This is a genomic window from Streptomyces sp. NPDC059718 (assembly GCF_042733315.1).
GTDB lineage: Bacteria > Actinomycetota > Actinomycetes > Streptomycetales > Streptomycetaceae > Actinacidiphila.
In genome coordinates this window covers 29,626-46,377 of sequence record NZ_JBHWGA010000013.1, presented here as the reverse complement: position 1 = coordinate 46,377, position 16,752 = coordinate 29,626, and the positions used below count along the sequence as shown (strand labels likewise).

Annotated in this window: 17 protein-coding genes; 8 read left to right on the top strand and 9 right to left on the bottom strand. The window is 72.3% G+C overall.

Features of this window, described 5'->3' with window-relative positions; genetic code table 11:
* Positions 1-43: 43 nt before the first annotated feature.
* From sepX to ACFV3E_RS16870, 6 genes are all read right to left on the bottom strand, one after another.
* Entirely contained in the window at positions 44-916 is an 873-nt protein-coding gene (sepX, locus tag ACFV3E_RS16895) for a divisome protein SepX/GlpR (protein ID WP_500535345.1), read from the bottom strand.
* Between the two features lie 140 nt (positions 917-1,056).
* The gene (locus tag ACFV3E_RS16890; protein WP_500372723.1) at positions 1,057-1,677 is read right to left on the bottom strand and encodes a GNAT family N-acetyltransferase; all 621 of its coding nucleotides are present in this window, start codon (positions 1,675-1,677) and stop codon (positions 1,057-1,059) included.
* On the bottom strand, positions 1,674-2,162 hold the full coding sequence (locus ACFV3E_RS16885; protein WP_499512326.1) for a MogA/MoaB family molybdenum cofactor biosynthesis protein: 489 nt from the start codon (positions 2,160-2,162) through the stop codon (positions 1,674-1,676). The genes ACFV3E_RS16890 and ACFV3E_RS16885 overlap by 4 nt, the downstream gene beginning before the upstream one ends.
* A complete protein-coding gene (gene moaC / locus ACFV3E_RS16880; protein WP_500328923.1) occupies positions 2,159-2,641 on the bottom strand; it encodes a cyclic pyranopterin monophosphate synthase MoaC in 483 nt (160 codons plus the stop codon). Before moaC ends, ACFV3E_RS16885 begins: the two co-directional genes overlap by 4 nt.
* A gap of 56 nt (positions 2,642-2,697) precedes the next feature.
* Entirely contained in the window at positions 2,698-4,041 is a 1,344-nt protein-coding gene (locus tag ACFV3E_RS16875; protein ID WP_500535344.1) for a molybdopterin molybdotransferase MoeA, read from the bottom strand.
* Positions 4,038-4,946: a UTP--glucose-1-phosphate uridylyltransferase gene (locus ACFV3E_RS16870; RefSeq protein WP_500368822.1), complete on the bottom strand. Its 909-nt coding sequence runs from the start codon at positions 4,944-4,946 to the stop codon at positions 4,038-4,040. Before ACFV3E_RS16870 ends, ACFV3E_RS16875 begins: the two co-directional genes overlap by 4 nt.
* 80 nt (positions 4,947-5,026) lie before the next feature.
* On the opposite strand from ACFV3E_RS16870, the gene ACFV3E_RS16865 reads away from it, so the two are divergent.
* On the top strand, positions 5,027-5,623 hold the full coding sequence (locus ACFV3E_RS16865; RefSeq protein WP_500535343.1) for a 5-formyltetrahydrofolate cyclo-ligase: 597 nt from the start codon (positions 5,027-5,029) through the stop codon (positions 5,621-5,623).
* 63 nt (positions 5,624-5,686) lie between these two features.
* Here ACFV3E_RS16865 and ACFV3E_RS16860 read toward each other — a convergent pair whose 3' ends face one another.
* Positions 5,687-8,521, bottom strand: coding sequence for a penicillin acylase family protein (locus tag ACFV3E_RS16860; RefSeq protein WP_500535342.1), 2,835 nt, complete (start codon positions 8,519-8,521; stop codon positions 5,687-5,689).
* A gap of 166 nt (positions 8,522-8,687) precedes the next feature.
* On the opposite strand from ACFV3E_RS16860, the gene ACFV3E_RS16855 reads away from it, so the two are divergent.
* The 5 genes from ACFV3E_RS16855 (at position 8,688) to ACFV3E_RS16835 (ending at position 14,231) form a co-directional block, all read left to right on the top strand.
* Entirely contained in the window at positions 8,688-10,187 is a 1,500-nt protein-coding gene (locus ACFV3E_RS16855; protein ID WP_500535449.1) for a potassium/proton antiporter, read from the top strand.
* Between the two features lie 358 nt (positions 10,188-10,545).
* Positions 10,546-11,733, top strand: coding sequence for an MFS transporter (locus ACFV3E_RS16850; RefSeq protein ID WP_500535341.1), 1,188 nt, complete (start codon positions 10,546-10,548; stop codon positions 11,731-11,733).
* A gap of 66 nt (positions 11,734-11,799) precedes the next feature.
* Positions 11,800-12,117: an FmdB family zinc ribbon protein gene (locus tag ACFV3E_RS16845; RefSeq protein WP_500328918.1), complete on the top strand. Its 318-nt coding sequence runs from the start codon at positions 11,800-11,802 to the stop codon at positions 12,115-12,117.
* Between the two features lie 124 nt (positions 12,118-12,241).
* The gene (locus tag ACFV3E_RS16840; RefSeq protein WP_500535448.1) at positions 12,242-13,252 is read left to right on the top strand and encodes a zinc-dependent alcohol dehydrogenase family protein; all 1,011 of its coding nucleotides are present in this window, start codon (positions 12,242-12,244) and stop codon (positions 13,250-13,252) included.
* 118 nt (positions 13,253-13,370) lie between these two features.
* The gene (locus ACFV3E_RS16835) at positions 13,371-14,231 is read left to right on the top strand and encodes a universal stress protein (protein ID WP_500535340.1); all 861 of its coding nucleotides are present in this window, start codon (positions 13,371-13,373) and stop codon (positions 14,229-14,231) included.
* A 39-nt stretch (positions 14,232-14,270) separates the two neighbouring features.
* Here ACFV3E_RS16835 and ACFV3E_RS16830 read toward each other — a convergent pair whose 3' ends face one another.
* A complete protein-coding gene (locus tag ACFV3E_RS16830) occupies positions 14,271-14,951 on the bottom strand; it encodes a helix-turn-helix domain-containing protein (RefSeq protein ID WP_500535339.1) in 681 nt (226 codons plus the stop codon).
* Positions 14,952-15,170: 219 nt separating this feature from the next.
* Between ACFV3E_RS16830 and ACFV3E_RS16825 the strand changes: the two genes are divergently transcribed.
* Positions 15,171-15,767: a hypothetical protein gene (locus tag ACFV3E_RS16825; RefSeq protein WP_500535338.1), complete on the top strand. Its 597-nt coding sequence runs from the start codon at positions 15,171-15,173 to the stop codon at positions 15,765-15,767.
* A gap of 187 nt (positions 15,768-15,954) precedes the next feature.
* A complete protein-coding gene (gene mscL, locus ACFV3E_RS16820; RefSeq protein WP_500535337.1) occupies positions 15,955-16,434 on the top strand; it encodes a large conductance mechanosensitive channel protein MscL in 480 nt (159 codons plus the stop codon).
* A gap of 12 nt (positions 16,435-16,446) precedes the next feature.
* Here mscL and ACFV3E_RS16815 read toward each other — a convergent pair whose 3' ends face one another.
* Positions 16,447-16,656 carry a hypothetical protein gene (locus tag ACFV3E_RS16815; RefSeq protein WP_499512339.1) on the bottom strand — a complete coding sequence of 70 codons (210 nt, stop codon included), beginning with the start codon at positions 16,654-16,656 and terminating at the stop codon, positions 16,447-16,449.
* Positions 16,657-16,752 lie beyond the last annotated feature (96 nt).

Genomic DNA, 16,752 nt, shown 5'->3' with positions numbered 1-16,752 from the left:
TAGCATCCCGGCGGGGGTGCTCCGCGCCCCCGGCGCCGGGAGGTCATTCGTTGGCGGCGCGGGGGCGGTCGCGGTCGGCGTGCTGGTCGAACAGGGGGGTGCGGGAGCGGTCGCGGGAGCGGCGCGGGGTGACCGGGGCGGTGGAGAAGGTCGGCCGCGGGGCCGGGACTTCCCAGGTGTCCTCGGTGGGGACGCGCTGCTGGTCGACCCACTCGGCGTGGTCGGTCTGCTCCACGAGGGCGCGCCGGTCGGCCGTCGCGGGCTCCTCGGCGGGCGGTGCGGGCTCGACCACCTCGTGCGCGTCGAGGGGGGCGGGCTCGCGGGTCGTACGGGCCTCACGCAGCCGCTTGGCGGCGTCGGCGGCGCGGCGCTGGTCGAGCTTGACCACGAAGCGGCGGCGTTCCTGGGCGCGCAGGTAGGCGATGTAGAACGTGAGCAGCACGGCGGGCGCGGCCGGGGCCCAGAGGAAGGCGACGCCGCCGACGGCGGCGACGATCATGCACGCGGTGAAGCCCAGGAAGAGCAGCGTGATGGTGCGGCGGCGGGCGGCCAGCACCTTGGCCCGCGGATTGGGCTTCTTGGACTTCCCGGGCTTCGCCTGACCGCCCTGCTTCGCCGGCTTCCCCGACACGCCCGCCTGCCCGCTCTGCCGGGCCTTCGGCTTCACTTCCGTCGCGGGCACGGCAAGGGCCCGGACGTCGACCGCGGGCTCCGCCTCGGCCTCCGATTCCGGGTCCTCCGTCTTGGCGTACCTGCGCTCCAGCGCCGCACGTCCGGACAACAGCCGGATGGCGGTGCTGAAGCGTTCCGTCGGGCGCGCTTCGTTGAGCTCGTCCTGCCTACGGAGCCACATCGGCACCAAGTAGGCAGCCCAGGCCCCGACGATGACTGCGTAGATGAGGCCGCTGCTGCTCACGCATCACACGGTAGGGGGGTTCGCGACAGGGCATACGCAATTTGGCGCGGTGTGTCGCACGATCTGGCTGATACTCCGAAATTTTTTTCTGATTGCGTTCAAGTCGGAGTCGGATCCGGGGCTATTTTCGAACAGATATTTTATTTGTGAGCCGTGCCAGGTCGGGCCTGGTGCCAGCGGTGGAGCATTCCCTCCGGCACCTCCTCCGCCGTCAACGCGAAGACCAGATGGTCACGCCAGGCTCCGTCGATATGGAGATAGCGGGGACGCAGTCCTTCTTCGCGGAAGCCGAGTTTCTCCACCACCCGCCGGCTCGGCATGTTCTCCGGCCGGATGCAGACCTCGACGCGGTGCAGTCCCACCGCGCGGAAGCAGTGGTCGACGGCGAGCGCGACCGCGGTGGGCATGACCCCGCGGCCGGCCACGGCCTCGTCGACCCAGTAGCCGACGTGGGCGCTGCACATGGAGCCCCAGGTGATGCCGGCGACGGTGAGCTGTCCGGCGAGCCGTCCCTGGTACTCGATGACGAACGGCATCATGCGGCCCGCGGCGGCCTCGTGGCGCAGATGGCGGACCATCTGCCGGTAGGTGGGCCGCTGGGTGAGGTGGCCGGGAGGCGCCGGGGGCACGGTGGCCTCCCATGGGCGCAGCCATTCGCGGTTGCGCCGGTTCACCTCGCGCCAGGCCCGCTGGTCGCGCATCCTTATCGGGCGGAGGAGGACGTCCCCGTCCGCCAGCTCGGCCGGCCAGGACCCGTTCAGCTCGGTCTCCCAGACGTAGGGTGGTCGCCGCCGTGGATCTGCTCGACGGCATGGACGAGGATCGGGGCCAGGACGGCCAGGCCGTCCTTGACGCCACCGGTCGACCCGGGGAGGTTCACCACCAGGGTGCGCCCGGCGACACCGCAGACGCCACGGGACAGGGCGGCGGTGGGCACCTTCTCGCGGCCCGCGGCCCGGATCGCCTCGGCGACGCCGGGGACCTCGTAGTCCAGGACGGCGCGGGTGACCTCCGGGGTGCGGTCGGTGGGCGAGATGCCGGTGCCGCCGGTGGTGACGACGACGTCGTACCCCCCGGCCACGGCTTCCCGCAGCGCGCTGCCGACCGGCTCGCCGTCCGGGACGACGCGCGGGCCGTCGACCGTGAAGCCCATGTCCCGCAGCCCGGCGACGATCAGCGGGCCGCCCCGGTCCTCGTAGACCCCGGCTGCCGCGCGGTTGGACGCGGTGATCGCGAGCGCCCTCATCGGCTGCGGCTCCAGTCCCCGGACTTGCCGCCGGTCTTCTCCTCGACCCGTACGTCCGTGATGACCGCGGCCTTGTCGACGGCCTTGACCATGTCGACGACCGTGAGCGCGGCGACGCTCACCGCCGTGAGGGCCTCCATCTCGACACCCGTGCGGTCGGTCGTCCTCACGGTGGCCGTGATGTCCACGGAGGAGTCGCCCACGACCAGGTCGACCTTCACCCCGGAGACCGCCAGCGGGTGGCAGAGCGGGATGAGGTCGGGGGTGCGCTTGGCGCCCATGATCCCGGCGATGCGCGCGGTGGCGAGGGCGTCGCCCTTGGGCACCCCCTCGCCGCGCAGCAGCTCGATGACGCGAGGCGACACCAGGACCCGGCCGGTGGCGCGGGCGGTACGCGCGGTGACGTCCTTCTCCGAGACGTCGACCATGCGGGCCGCCCCCGCCTCGTCGATGTGCGTCAGATGCTGCTGTTCTGTCATCGGTACGGCACTCCCACTGCTCGCCGCGTGCTCGCGTGGGCAGTAACGGTACCCGCTCAGTCGAGCAGCACGACCTCGACCTCCGAGCCCGCCGCGACCTCCGTCGTGTCCTCGGGCACCACGATCAGCGCGTTCGCGTGGGCGAGCGCCTTGACCAGGTGCGATCCGGCCCCGCCCACAGGGGTGACCCGGCCTGTGGAGGGGTGGTAGCGGCCGCGCAGGAACTGCCGCCGTCCCTTGGGCGAGGAGGTCAGTCCGCCCTCGCAGACGGCCTGCACGGTCGTCCGGAAGACCGGCTCCACGCCCATGAGGGTGCGGATCGCGGGCCGGACGAACAGCTCGAAGGAGACGTAGGCGCTGACCGGGTTGCCGGGCAGGGCGAGCAGCGGGGTGCGCTCGGGCTCCGGCGGCGCGGCGTCCGCGTCCCCACCGCCGCCCTCCGCCTCGCTGCGCGCGCCGACGTCGATGAAGCCGAAGCCCTGCGGCTTGCCGGGCTGCATCGCCAGCTTGCGGAACTCGATCTCCTCGCCGAGGGCCTCCTTCACCACGTCGTACGCGCCGACGCTGACGCCTCCGCTGGTGACCACGAGGTCCGCCCGGATCAGCTGGTCCTCGACGGTGGCCCGGAAGGTCTCGGCGTCGTCCGCCACCGCGCCCACGCGGTACGACTGGGCGCCGGCCTCGCGGGCGGCGGCCGTGAGCATGTAGCTGTTGGAGTCGTGGATACGGCCCGGGCCGAGCTCCTCGCCGGGCGGGACCAGCTCACTGCCGGTGGAGACCACGACCACCCGCGGCCGGGGCCGCACCCGTACGGTGGCCCGGCCGACGGCGGCGAGCAGGGCGATCTGCGGCGGGCCCAGCACCGTGCCGGCGCTCAGCGCCAGCTCACCCGCGGCGACGTCGCTGCCCCGGGCGCGGACGTGGTCGCCCGGCCCCACCGGCCGGTAGACCCTGACCTCGCCGCCCACGGCGTCGGGGCTCCGGCTCGCGGCCGGCATGCCGAGGACCGGGGCACCGCCGGTGCCGCCGTCGGTCCACTCGACGGGGACGACGGCCTCGGCACCGGGGGGCAGCGGGGCGCCGGTCATGATCCGGGCGGTCTGCCCGGGCCCCACCGTGGGCAGTTCGCCGCTGCCGGCCGCCACGTCACCGATGACGGTGAGCACGGCCGGATGGGATGCGTCGGCGCCCTGGGTGTCGGTGGTGCGGACCGCGTAGCCGTCCATCGAGCTGTTCGCGAAGGGCGGCAACGCGACCGGCACCATCACGTCCTCGACGAGGACGCACCCCTGTGCGTCGAGGAGTTGCAGCTCGATGGGTTCCAGCGGCTTCAGCTGCCGCAGGATGTTGTCGAGGTGCTCCGAGACGGACCAGACGCGGTCGGCCGTGCCACTGCTCAAGCTTGCATCTCCTCGCTGACATACGTGCGCAGCCAGGACCGGAAGTCCGGGCCCAGGTCATCACGTTCGCATGCCAGTCGGACAATCGCACGCAGGTAGTCGCCACGGTCTCCGGTGTCGTAGCGCCGGCCGGTGAAGATGACACCGTGCACGGGGCCGTCCGGGCCGTCCTGCTGGGCCAGTTCGCGCAGCGCGTCGGTCAGCTGGATCTCGCCGCCGCGGCCCGGCTGGGTCTTGCCGAGCACCGCGAAGACCGACGGGTCCAGCACGTAGCGCCCGATGACGGCGTAGGCGGAGGGGGCCTCGCCCGGCGCGGGCTTCTCGACGAGGTCGGTCACGCGGACCACGTCGTCGTCAGCGGTGGGGACTATGGCGGCGGAGCCGTAGAGGTGGATCTGGCTCGGGTCGACCTCCATCAGCGCGACGACGCTGCCGCCGTACTGCTCCTGCACCTCGATCATGCGGCCGAGCAGCGGGTCGCGGGGGTCGATCAGGTCGTCGCCGAGCAGCACCGCGAAGGGCTGGTCGCCGACGTGCGGCTCGGCGCAGAGCACGGCGTGGCCGAGGCCGCGCGGGTCACCCTGGCGGACGTAGTGCATGGTGGCGAGGTCGCTGGACTCCTGGACCCTCGCCAGGCGGGCCTCGTCGCCCTTGGCGGTCAGCGCCGACTCGAGCTCGTAGTTGCGGTCGAAGTGGTCCTCGAGCGGCCGCTTGTTCCGGCCTGTGATCATGAGGACGTCGGAGAGGTTCGCGGCGACGGCCTCCTCCACGACGTACTGGATGGCGGGCTTGTCGACCACCGGCAGCATTTCCTTGGGAGTCGCCTTCGTGGCGGGCAGGAAACGGGTGCCGAGGCCGGCGGCGGGGATCACAGCCTTGCTGATCCGGGTACGTGCGTGCGTCATGAGGCAACGATAACCGCTGTATATGAGGTGAAGATGAAGTTCCGGTTGCTTGATGGGGATAGGCGGCGGTTGCGCGTCAAATGAGTGACAAAAACGTTAACAAGAGGGAGTTGCGGGAGCACCTCCTCCAGGTGAGGCGCAGGTTGACGGCTCATGACCGCGCGGTGGCCGAGCGGGCGATCGCGCAACACGCCCTGGATCTGAACGAATTGTCCGGTGCCCGAACGGTGGCGGCCTACGTGTCGATGGGCGGCGAGCCCGGCACCCGCGCGCTGCTCGACGTGCTGCGCGAGCGCGGGGAGCGGGTGCTGCTACCGGTCCTGCTGCCGGACAACGACCTCGACTGGGCCCCGTACGAGGGCTCCGGCGGCCTGGTGCGGACCGCCCGCGGCCTGTACGAGCCCACCGGCCCCCGGCTCGGCCCGGCAGCGGTGACCGGGGCGGACGCGGTCCTGCTCCCGGGGCTGGCCGTCGACGGCCGGGGCCTGCGGCTGGGCCGCGGCGGGGGCTCGTACGACCGGGTCCTGGCCCGGCTGGACACGGCGGGGGTGACGCCCGCTCTGGTGGTGCTGCTGTACGCGCACGAGGTGCTGGACCGGGTGCCCGACGAGCCGCACGACCGGCCGGTCGACGCGGTGGTCACCCCGGAGGGCGTACGGCGCTTCGGGGACGGCTGAGGGGGGCGGGCCCGACGGCCCGCCCCCCTCTCGTGCTCTGTCGTCGCACGCCGCCCGTGCGGGCTACGGGGTCAGCGCGAGGGTGTCCTCCGTGGCCCCGTCGACCGGCTGCTTGGTGAAGACCCACGGCAGCAGCTCGCCCTTGGCCCACTTGGTGGTCTGGTCGGTGTAGTGCGAGCTGTAGGCGTGGCCCGAGGCTCCGGTCAGGTTGATCCACCGGGACTTGTCGAAGTCGTCGAGCGAGACCACCATCCGCATCGACGGCACCCAGACGACCTCGTAGCCGCCGGCCGCGTTCCAGCCGGTCGCGTTGACCGCGGCCTCACCGCCGCCGAGCTGCCACGGGCCGCGGTTGAGCAGCCACCGGACGACCGCGGGACCGCCGGTGCCCAGGGTCTGGTTGCGCAGGTCCAGCGTGTGGAGGCGGCCCCAGCTCCAGGTGTCGATGTTCTTGCCGAGCTTCGCGGTCAGCTCGTAGCGGGCGTCCTTCATGGCCTGGGCGAGCAGCTCGTCGCGGGTGGTGCGGGTCCGGCCGCTGTCCTTGTCGTAGAAGGCCGTGGGGGAGGTCGTCCACCACGGGTTGTCCTCGTCGTCCAGGATCGAGCGCACGACCTCGAACCAGCGGTCGCCGCCGTCCGGCTGCGCCTGGTCCGCGGCGCGCCGGCCGCACTCGCGCACCAGCTTGGACGTGCCGTCGAGGTCGTCGACCGGGCCTGAGCGGTCGGCGGCCGGGACGGTCAGGCACTGGCCCTCGGGGCGCAGCTCCTTGGGCAGCTTGTTGCCGAAGGCCAGCTTGAGGACGTTGCGCCAGACGGCGTTGAAGTAGGCCGCGGGGGCGGAGTCGGAGTCCTGGTTGTAGTCCCAGCCCTCCAGCAGCTTCTGGGCGTTGCGGACGTAGTCGTCCTTGTCGTCCTTGATGTCGATCTTCAGCAGGTACGGCACCAGGAGCTTGGCGATCTCGCTGCTGTTGTCGCCCTGCATCTCCTGCATGTCGTCCATGGAGACCAGGCCGCCGTCCTTGATCTTGGACTGGACCAGGTCGTTTATCCGCTGGCTGCGGGTGCCGTAGCCCCAGTCCCGGGTGAGCAGGTAGGGGTACTCGTCCTGGTCGACCACGGCTTGGTTGGCGGTGACGATGTAGCCGCGCTCCGGGTCGTGCTCGTACGGCATCGCGGAGAAGGGGATCCACTTCTTCCACTGGTACCGCGGGTCCCAGCCCGGGGCCGGGTAGGTGCCGTCGTAGCCCGCGGCGCGGACCGGGATCCGGCCGGGGGCCTGGTAGCCGATGTGGCCCTTGGCGCCCTTGTTGTCGGCGTAGATCAGGTTCTGGGACGGGACGGCGAAGTCGCGGGCGGCGGCCCGGAACTGGTCCCAGTCGGTCGCGGTGTCGAGCTCGAAGACCGCGTCCATGGTGTTGGACGGGTCCAGCGCGGTCCACCGCAGGGAGACCGCGTAACCCTCGCCGCGGTCGGGTGCGGAGTTCGGCACCGGTGCGCGGTTGCCGACGGTCCGCAGCTCGGCGCTGCGGTCGGAGATCACCGGGCCGTTCCTGGTGCTGCGCACCGTGATCGTGCGGTCGTCACCGCCGGCGACCTTGATGGTCTCCTTGCGGGTCGTGAAGGACTCCTGCTTGCCGTCGTAGAGGTACGTGTCGGCGGTGACCTTCTCCAGGTAGAGGTCGGTCACGTCGGCACCGAGGTTGGTCATGCCCCAGGCGATCGACTGGTTGTGGCCGATGATCACACCGGGCATGCCGGAGAACGTGTAGCCGGCCACGTCGAAGGGGCAGGCCTTGCCGACACTGTTGCAGTGCAGGCCCATCTGGTACCAGAGCGAGGGCATCTGCGGGGCCAGGTGGGGATCGTTGGCCAGCAGCGGTTTGCCGGTGGTGGTGTGGTAGCCGGAGACCACCCAGGAGTTGGAGCCGATGCCGTTGCCGTTGGGGCCCAGCAGCGCGGGGATCTGGTCGAGGGTGTCGGAGAGCGAGGCCAGCTGGGACGTGACGTTCTGCGTCGCGTCGGAGGTGGAGGCGGCGTCGGTGCCGGTGCCGTCGCCTGAACCCGTGCCGTCGCCCGAACCCGTGCCGTTGCCGGTGCCGGTGCCGGTTTCCGTACCGGTTCCGGAGTTCGTGCCCGATTCCGTGGTGGTTACGGGCGGTTCGTACTCGTCCGTGAGGTCGTTGACCTTCCCGCCCTCGACGATCGGCTTGTTCCGCTCGTACGGGTAGTCGGGGTAGAGCTGTTCGATCTGCTTGCGGCTCAGCCGGCTCGACAGCAGCGAGCGGTCGATCTCGTCCTGCATGTTGCCGCGCAGGTCCCAGGCCATCGCCTTGAGCCAGGCGACCGAGTCGACCGGGGTCCACTTCTGCGGCACGTAGTCGTTGCTGAACTCCAGCGCCGCGTACTCGACGGACAGGTCGGCGCCGGAGTGGCCGTCCAAGTAGGCGTTGACCCCGTCGGAGTACGCCTGGAGGTACGTCTTCGTGGTGGCCGACAATTTCTTGTCGTACTCCTGCTGCGCGACCCGGCGCCAGCCGAGCGTGCGCAGGAAGGCGTCGGTCTCGACCTGGCCGCTGCCGAACATCTCCGACAGCCGGCCGGCGGTCAGGTGCCGGCGCACGTCCATCTCGTAGAAGCGGTCCTGGGCCTGGACGTAGCCCTGGGCGCGGAACAGGTCCTCGGCCGTGTCGGCGTAGATCTGCGGGATGCCATTGCCGTCCCGCTTCACTTGGACGGCGCCGGTCAGGCCCTTGAGCTGCAGGGTTCCGGTGGTCTGCGGGAGGGAGGCGCGGACGGTCGCGACACTCCAGTACGACCCGTAGACGATGCCCGCCACGAGCACGAGCACGACCCCGATCACGATGAGGCGCGTGCGGCGGGACTTCTTCTTGGCGGGCATCGATGTCCTTCGAACGGCAGGGTGGACCGATTGCTAGGGGCCACCTTAGGCGTACCGGCCCGTAGCTCCCCAGGCGGTGTCCTTACCTGTGGACGGAGATCGCCACAACGCCAAGCACAGGTAAAATATTAGGTAAGGCAATGAACTTCGTTGGAAGGACCGGCTCCTGACTGTCGACCGCCTCAATGAACTCCTGCTGGTGTGCGCCCTCGTGCTGCTCATAGCGGTGGTTGCCGTGCGCCTCTCCTCGCGCAGCGGCCTGCCCAGCCTGCTCCTCTACCTGGGCATTGGGGTCGCGATAGGACAGGACGGACTGGGAGTCGCCTTCGACAACGCCGAATTGACGCAAGTGTTGGGATATGCCGCACTTGTGGTGATTCTGGCCGAGGGTGGTCTCGGCACCCAGTGGCGGGAGATCAAACCGGCGGTCCCGGCGGCGGCGGTCCTGGCGACCTTCGGCATCGCGGTCAGCGTCGGCATCACGGCCTCGGCGGGGCACTACCTCGTCGGGTTGGACTGGCGGCATGCGCTCCTCATCGGCGCGGTCGTCTCGTCCACCGACGCGGCGGCCGTCTTCTCGGTGCTGCGCAGGGTGCCGCTGCCGAGCCGGGTGACCGGCGTGCTCGAGGCGGAGTCCGGTTTCAACGACGCCCCGGTGGTCATCTTGGTGGTCGCCTTCTCCGAGCACTGGCCGGTGCACAACTGGGGACTGCTGCTGGGCGAGATCACCCTGGAACTGGCGATCGGCGCCGCGGTCGGCCTGGCCGTCGGCATGCTCGGCGCGTTCGCGATGCGCCACGTCGCGCTGCCCGCCTCCGGCCTCTACCCGATCGCGGTCCTGGCGATCGCCGTCCTCGCCTACGCGGGCGGGGCGCTCGCGCACGGCTCGGGCTTCCTCGCCGTGTACGTCGCCTCCGTCGTGCTGGGCAACGCCAAGCTCCCGCACCGCCCGGCCACCCGGGGCTTCGCGGAGGGGCTGGCCTGGCTGGCGCAGATCGGCCTGTTCGTGCTGCTGGGCCTGCTGGTGACCCCGCACGAACTCGGCGACGACATCGTGCCGGCGCTGGTGGTCGGCCTGGTCCTGACGGTGGTGGCGCGGCCGGTGTCGGTGACGGCGAGCCTGCTGCCGTTCCGCACGCCCTTCCGCGACCAGGTGCTGCTGTCCTGGGCCGGGCTGCGCGGGGCGGTGCCCATCGTCCTGGCGACGATCCCGATGGTGGCGGGCGTCCGGCAGAGCGAGCGCATCTTCAACATCGTCTTCGTCCTGGTGATCGTCTACACCCTCGTGCAGGGTCCGACCCTGCCGTGGGTCGCCCGCAGGCTCCGGCTCGGGGACCCGGGGGCCGCGGAGGACCTGGGGATCGAGTCGGCGCCCCTGGAGCGGCTGCGCGGACACCTGCTGTCGGTGCGGATCCCGGAGCACTCGCGCATGCACGGCGTGGAGGTCAGCGAACTGCGGCTGCCCCCGGGCGCGGCGGTCACCCTGGTCGTCCGCGAGGACAGGAGCTTCGTCCCGCTGCCGACGACGGTGCTGCGGCATGGTGACGAACTTCTCGTCGTCGCCACCGACCCGGTGCGGGACAAGGCGGAGGCCCGGCTGCGGGCGGTGGGACGCGGCGGCAAGCTGGCCGGATGGCTGGAATCGGGCGGTGGGCCCGGCCGTTAACATGGCTGTCGACAGTCACCACCAACTCTGCCTGACGCAGAGCTGGCGCGACCGCCCGGCGGCCGGAGAGACCCGGTATCTACCTCGGTCATGCGCGAGAGGACAGCTCTCGGCGCACAGGAACGCGACCAGGCGTCCAGGGTGCGCTACCAGGCGGCGGAAAGGCCCGGCCGTGGCATCCACGGTCACTCGTACGTCCCGTTCGTCCCGATCGTCCCGTCCTTCGGGTTCCTCCCATCCGTCGGGCTCTTCCCGTCCTTCCCGTACCGCGGCGCGCCCGGGATACGGGCAGCTGCTGCGCACGCCGGGTGCGTGGGCCTTCCTGCTGCCCGGGTTCGCCGCGCGCCAGCCCTTCGCGATGCTCACCATCGGCATCGTGCTGCTGGTGCAGCACACCACCGGCTCCTACGGCACCGCCGGTGCGGTCTCGGCCGTCACCGGCGTCGCCATGGCGCTGTTCGCCCCGCTGAGCGGCAAGTTCTCCGACCGCTTCGGCCAGGGAGCCGTGCTGCTGCCCGGGGTGCTCGTCCACGCGGCGTCCGGGACGCTGCTCGCCGTGCTCGCGCTGGCGCACGCGCCGCTGTGGGCGCTGCTGGCGGTTGCGGTGCCCACCGGCGCCTCGGTGCCGCAGGTCGGCCCCATGGTGCGGGCCCGCTGGGCGGCCACGCTGCCGGCCGGGTCGCCGCTGCTGCAGACGGCGGCGGCCTTCGAGTCGGTCACGGACGAGTTCACCTTCGTCATCGGGCCGGTGCTGGCCACGGCGCTGGCCACCGGGGTGCACCCGGCGGCCGGGCTGCTGTCCGAGGCCGTGCTGACGCTGGCCGGCGGACTGCTCTTCGCCGCGCAGCGGCGGACCGCGCCCGCACCGTCCCGGTCCGTCCCCGGGGCCCGGAAGCGGGAGGCCTCGGCGCTGACCGTTCCCGGTGTGCGGGTGCTGGCCGTGGCCTTCCTCGGGATCGGCGCCGTCTTCGGCGGCATGCAGGTCTCCATGACGGCTTTCACCGAGGAGATCGGGCGGCCCGGCATCAACGGCCTGCTCTACGGGACGTTCGCGGCCGGCAACATGCTCGCGGGCATCGCGTGCGGCGCCGTCGCCTGGAAGTCCGGACCCAAGCGGCGCATGGTGGCCGGCTACACGGCACTGACCCTGGCCACCTCGATGCTGTGGGCGGCGCACGCCGTGCCGCTGCTGGGCGGGCTCGGGCTGCTGGTCGGGCTCACCATCGCCCCGGCCCTGATCACCGGCTACACCCTGGTCGACGCGCTGGTGCCGGCGGGGATCCGTACGGAGGCCTTCACCTGGCTGACCGGCGCGGTGGCGCTGGGCCAGGCGGCGGCCGCCACCGCCGCCGGACGGCTGGCCGACGGGCTCGGGGCGAGCGCCGGGTTCACCGTGCCGCTGGTGGGCACCGGCCTGGCCCTCGTCACGCTGCTCGTACTGCGTGACCGGCTCGCGCCGAGGCAGTCCGAAGTGGTCGCGGCACGCGGCGCCGGAACCGGCCACGGCAGTGGCATCGGTCACCGAGACCCGGTCACGGTGGACTGAGGCCGCGGAATGCTGCACTATTGACCGTCGTTAGCACTCAATGAGTCAGAGTGCCAGGAGGAGCAAGTGCCGACGTACCAGTACCAGTGCACCGCCTGCGGCGAGGGCCTCGAGGCGGTGCAGAAGTTCACCGACGACCCGCTGACCGAGTGCCCGGCGTGCAACGGCCGGCTGCGCAAGGTCTTCTCCGCGGTCGGCGTCGTCTTCAAGGGATCCGGCTTCTACCGGACCGACAGCCGCGGATCGTCGTCCAGCAGCACGCCGGCCGCCAAGAGCAGCGGCTCGGAGTCGAAGTCCTCTTCGGACTCCAAGAGCAGCGGCTCGGCCGGCTCCACCGGCTCTTCCAGCGGCTCCACCAGCTCGGCGAGCACCTCGGCCGCCTGAGCGGAGTCCACGGCACCCTCGCCTGGTGAAGGCCCCCGTCGCGGGCGACGGGGGCCTTCGGCGTGCCCGCACGAGCGCTTTCGTGCTGCAGCGCCGAGGCCTCCGGTCGCAGACTGGAGACATGCTGAGTGGTTGGGTCGTCGACCGGCCCGGGCCCATGGTCACGGAGCCGCTGGTACGCGTCGGACGCCCCAAGCCGGTGCCCGGACCGCGTGAACTGCTGCTGCGCGTGGAGGCGTGCGGCGTGTGCCGCACCGACCTGCACCTGGCGGAGGGGGACCTGCCGCCGCACCGCCGGGAGACCGTCCCCGGACACGAGGTGGTGGGGCGGGTCATCGGCACCGGCGAGTCGGCCGGCCGCTTCGCCGAGGGCGACCGGGTGGGTGTCGCCTGGCTCCGCGGCACGTGCGGGAACTGCGCCTACTGCCTGACCGGCCGCGAGAACCTGTGCCCGTACTCGCTCTACACCGGCTGGGACGCCGACGGCGGCTTCGCCGACTTCACCACCGTGCCCGAGGACTACGCCTACGCGCTGCCCGAGGACGCCGACGGCCGTGACGCCGTGCACCTGGCGCCCCTGCTGTGCGCGGGCATCATCGGCTACCGCGCCCTGCGCCGCAGCGACCTGCCGGCCGGCGGGCGGCTGGGCATCTACGGCTTCGGCGCGTCCGCGCACATCGCCGCCCAGGTCGCGCTGGCCGAGGGGGCGACCGTGCACGTACTGACCCGCTCGGAGCGGGCGCGGGAGCTCGCGCTGGAGCTCGGTGCCGCTTCCGCGGGGGCGGCGGCGGACCGGCCGCCGGAGCCGTTGGACGCGGCCATCCTCTTCGCCCCGGTCGGCGACCTGGTGCCGACCGCCCTGGAGGCCCTGGACCGGGGCGGCACGCTGGCGATCGCGGGCATCCACCTCAGCGACATCCCGGCACTGAACTACCAGCGGCATCTGTTCCAGGAACGCGGTCTGCGCAGTGTCACCTCCAACACACGACAGGACGGACAGGAGTTCCTGGCCCTGGCCGCCAGGATCGGGATCCGGGTGACCGCCACTCCCTATTCCCTGGACCACGCGGACCGGGCGCTGTCCGACCTGGCCGCCGACCGCGTCAACGGTGCGGCGGTCCTGGTGCCGGGCTGAGAGGTGGGCCGGCCCGTGGGCGGCGCCGTGGGCAGCGCCGAACGGGATGAGTGGGGGACGGGACGGGACAGGACGGGGTGGGGACGGAGCCGAGCGACAGCGAGAAGGAGGCACCGCCATGGACACCACCCACGGACCGGTCGTGGTCGGCACGGACGGCTCGCCCCGCGCCACCGCTGCGGTGATGTGGGCCGCCGGTGAGGCCGTGCTGCGCGATCGCCCGCTGCACATCCTGCACGCGGCCGGCATCGCGACCCGTTCCGGCAGGAACCTGTCCCCCGAGACCGCACAGCTGGTCCTCGACGGCGGCCGCGCCCTGCTGGACGAAGCGGCGGCTTCGGCCACCGGCCGCTATCCGGACCTGGCGGTCTCCACCTCACTCGGCAAGGGCAAGCCCGCCGACAGTCTGCTGGCCCAGTCCCTGGCGGAGGGCCTGACCGTCGTCGGCTGCCGTGGACGCGGTGGCTTCCACGCGCTGCTGCTGGGCTCGGTCGGGCTACGGGTGGCGACCCAGGCGCGCGGGCCCGTGGTCGTCGTGCGGGGCACCGAGCAGCCGTCCACCGGTGTCGTCCTGGTCGGGATCCGGGACGACACCGATCTGGCCACCGTGCGCTTCGCCGCCGACGAGGCCCGGCTGCGGAAGGCCACCCTGCGCCTCCTGACCGCGTGGAGCCTGCTCGGGGCCGTGGGCGAGATGGTGCCGGGGCTGGACGACGCCACCTCGGTCGGTGACCGGGAGGCAGCAGCGGAGCAGCATGTCGCCGACACGATCCGCGAGGAGTATCCGGACCTCACCGTGACCGTGGACCTGGTCAAGGCCTCCTCCGCGAGCGGTGCCCTGGTGGATGCCTCGGCCCATGCCGATCTGCTCGTCGCGGGTGCCCGGCGGCATCAGCGCTCCAGCGGCCGGCTGGCCCATGTGACCCACGCCGTGCTGCACCACGCACACTGCCCCGTGGCCGTCTTCCACCACGCCTGACCCCGATCCCCCGCGAGCCGCAAAGGCCCTCTCCGCGCGCTACACGGTGCGTATGAGGCTGCCCGTGATGTGGGTGGGGACGATGCGTATCCACAGATCGTCCTCACCCCCGGACCACGGGCCGGGGTGGGCCTCCAGGACGCGAGCGTCCTCAGGATCGACGACGTGCTCGGCGACCCCCAGGACGAGCACGCTCCATCCCGCGCTGAGGCAGGCGTCGAGCTGATCGACCTCGAAGGCGACCTCGCTGCCCCGGGCGAGGGACGGGGGTGCGCCAGCGGCCGTGCGGTAGACGATGGCCCCGTCGACGACCACGTAGTTCACCGGGACGACCGCGGGGTGGCCGCCGGTGGTGAGAGCGATCCTGCCGACGTCATGGCCGGACAGCCGGGTCCAGCACTCCTGCGACAGCAGTTCCTCCATCACCGGCGGGCCGGCGGCCTCGGTCTCCCCGGGGACCTGCTCGGCGTCGCCCCCCAGGAGGTGGCTGGCGGTGGTCCGCAGCGCCCCCGCGAGCCGGAGCAGGGCGTTGGTCCCGATGGTGTGATGGCACTGCTCCTCCACGTACCGCACGTAGCTCGGCGTCATGCCGGCCTTGGCGGCCACTTCCTCGCGGCTGAGCCCCAGTTGTTCCCGCCGCTGCGCGACGCGACGGCTGACGTCCCCCGGATGGGCTCTCGACCTCTCGGACGGGCCGTCGCGCAATGACTGCCTGGGCACGTCGACCACCTCCCGCTCTCGGGCTCGGACGCTTCGGTTCGCTACCAGCAAGCACACCACCGCGGGCGCCGCGCCGCCAGACCCGCCCGGCCCATCCCCTCGAACGGGTGACCGAGTTATCCACAACCGGCCGGTACTCCACAGGCCGCCGGGGGGGGCCGCGCCGCGATGCGTCATGGTGGTCCTGCCAGGCCGGATGCGCCGGTGGACGAGGGCCCGATGACGGGGGTGGTCGAGATGGTGGACAGCGGTGGATGCGCGCTGTGGAGGGACGGCGGTGACGTGCCGGTGCCGCCGGCGGGCGCGGGAGCGGGCGCGCCCGCCCCGTGCGTGGTTCCGTTGTTCGCACCGATCAGGGCGGGTGGCGGGCGGCACCGGTTGCGGCGTGCGCTGCGCCGACGGCGGCGGATGGTGGCCGCGGGCCTGGCGATGACCGCGGCCGCGCTGGCCGCCGCGGCGCCCCGTACGGATCCGCAGCCCGGCCGGGCAGGGCGGGAGGGCCCCGCTCCGGCGCCCGCCCCGGCGGCACGGGACATGGTGCGGGCGCCGGTGCGCATCGCGGACGCGGCGGCGGCCGGGCTGGTGCGGCCCGGTGACCGGGTGGACATCCTCGCGGCCGCGCGCGTGGTGGCCCGCGGGGCGCCCGTGGTGGCCGTGCCCTCCCCCGCCGACGGCGCCCCGGGTGGCGGGGCGACCGGCGTGGACGGGGGCGGGTTCGGGGGCGGTGCGCTCATCGTGCTGTCGGTCCCGCGCCGGACGGCGGCCGCGCTGTCTGGTGCCGGAGCCACCTCGCCCCTGGCGGTGGCGCTGCGCTAGCCGCACTCCGTGAGAAAGGCAACCGGCGGGGAGGCGCGCGGCGCCACCCCTTACCCTCGGAGGCCGAACCGCTCACCCACCTCCGTCACCGCCGGCCCCCACGCCGGCGGCGCCCGGCGGACACCACCAGGCCCCACGGGTCCCCCGGGCCGAACTGCACGGTCGTTCTTCGAAAGGAAATCGTCCCTTGAAGGGCTTCAAAGCCTTCCTGCTGCGTGGCAACGTCGTCGAGCTCGCTGTGGCGGTCGTCGTCGGCGCCGCGTTCAGCAAGATCGTCGACGCGTTCGTGAAGGGCCTCATCAATCCGGTGATCGGTGCCATCGGCACCAAGAACCTCGACGGCTACACCCTCTGCATCGAGCCGCCCTGCACCGTCGTCAACGGCGAGCTCACGAAGGGCGTGGGCCTCCTCTGGGGCGCGGTCGCCGGCGCGGCGCTGACGTTCCTCATCACGGCCGCGGTCGTGTACTTCCTGCTGATCCTGCCGATGAACAAGCTCAACGAGCGGCGCAAGGAGGGCAAGGAAACGGCGGTGGCCGGCCCGACGGAGCTGGAGCTGCTGACCGAGATACGCGACCTGCTCGCCCGCCAGCAGCAGGGCCACGGCGGCGCTCCCGGCATCCCCTCCCCCTACGGCCACAGCGGTACCAACCGGACGTATCCGTAGCGGCCGTCCGCCTCAGATGTGGTGCGGGGGCTTCTCGTCGAGGAAGCGCGCGAGATCTCCCGCACCACCCTGGCCGGGGCGCTCGCCCCACCCTGTGTCGGTGTCGTCGGACGACTGCCGGTCCAGCGGGTCGTCGAAGACCAGCGCCGGCACGTGCTCGCGCGGCGCTTGCGGGGCCGGGGCCGCGGCGGGCCCCGTAGCGGGGTCGGGGGTGCTGCTCATGCCGTCCAGGGTACGGGGCCGTCCACCCGCCCGGCCGCGACGAAGGCCCGGCCGTACGCACGCGGGCGACGCACGACCGGGCCGGCCGGGGAAAGG

What these genes read in the sequence shown, in the direction of transcription:
- ACFV3E_RS16885 (WP_499512326.1), bottom strand. Translation starts at nt 2,162, where the DNA reads ATGAGGGCGCTCGCGATCACCGCGTCCAACCGCGCGGCAGCCGGGGTC.
- moaC (WP_500328923.1), bottom strand. Translation starts at nt 2,641, where the DNA reads ATGACAGAACAGCAGCATCTGACGCACATCGACGAGGCGGGGGCGGCC.
- ACFV3E_RS16870 (WP_500368822.1), bottom strand. Translation starts at nt 4,946, where the DNA reads ATGACGCACGCACGTACCCGGATCAGCAAGGCTGTGATCCCCGCCGCC.
- ACFV3E_RS16865 (WP_500535343.1), top strand. Translation starts at nt 5,027, where the DNA reads ATGAGTGACAAAAACGTTAACAAGAGGGAGTTGCGGGAGCACCTCCTC.
- ACFV3E_RS16860 (WP_500535342.1), bottom strand. Translation starts at nt 8,521, where the DNA reads ATGCCCGCCAAGAAGAAGTCCCGCCGCACGCGCCTCATCGTGATCGGG.
- ACFV3E_RS16850 (WP_500535341.1), top strand. Translation starts at nt 10,546, where the DNA reads ATGCTCACCATCGGCATCGTGCTGCTGGTGCAGCACACCACCGGCTCC.
- ACFV3E_RS16835 (WP_500535340.1), top strand. Translation starts at nt 13,371, where the DNA reads ATGGACACCACCCACGGACCGGTCGTGGTCGGCACGGACGGCTCGCCC.
- ACFV3E_RS16825 (WP_500535338.1), top strand. Translation starts at nt 15,171, where the DNA reads ATGACGGGGGTGGTCGAGATGGTGGACAGCGGTGGATGCGCGCTGTGG.
- ACFV3E_RS16815 (WP_499512339.1), bottom strand. Translation starts at nt 16,656, where the DNA reads ATGAGCAGCACCCCCGACCCCGCTACGGGGCCCGCCGCGGCCCCGGCC.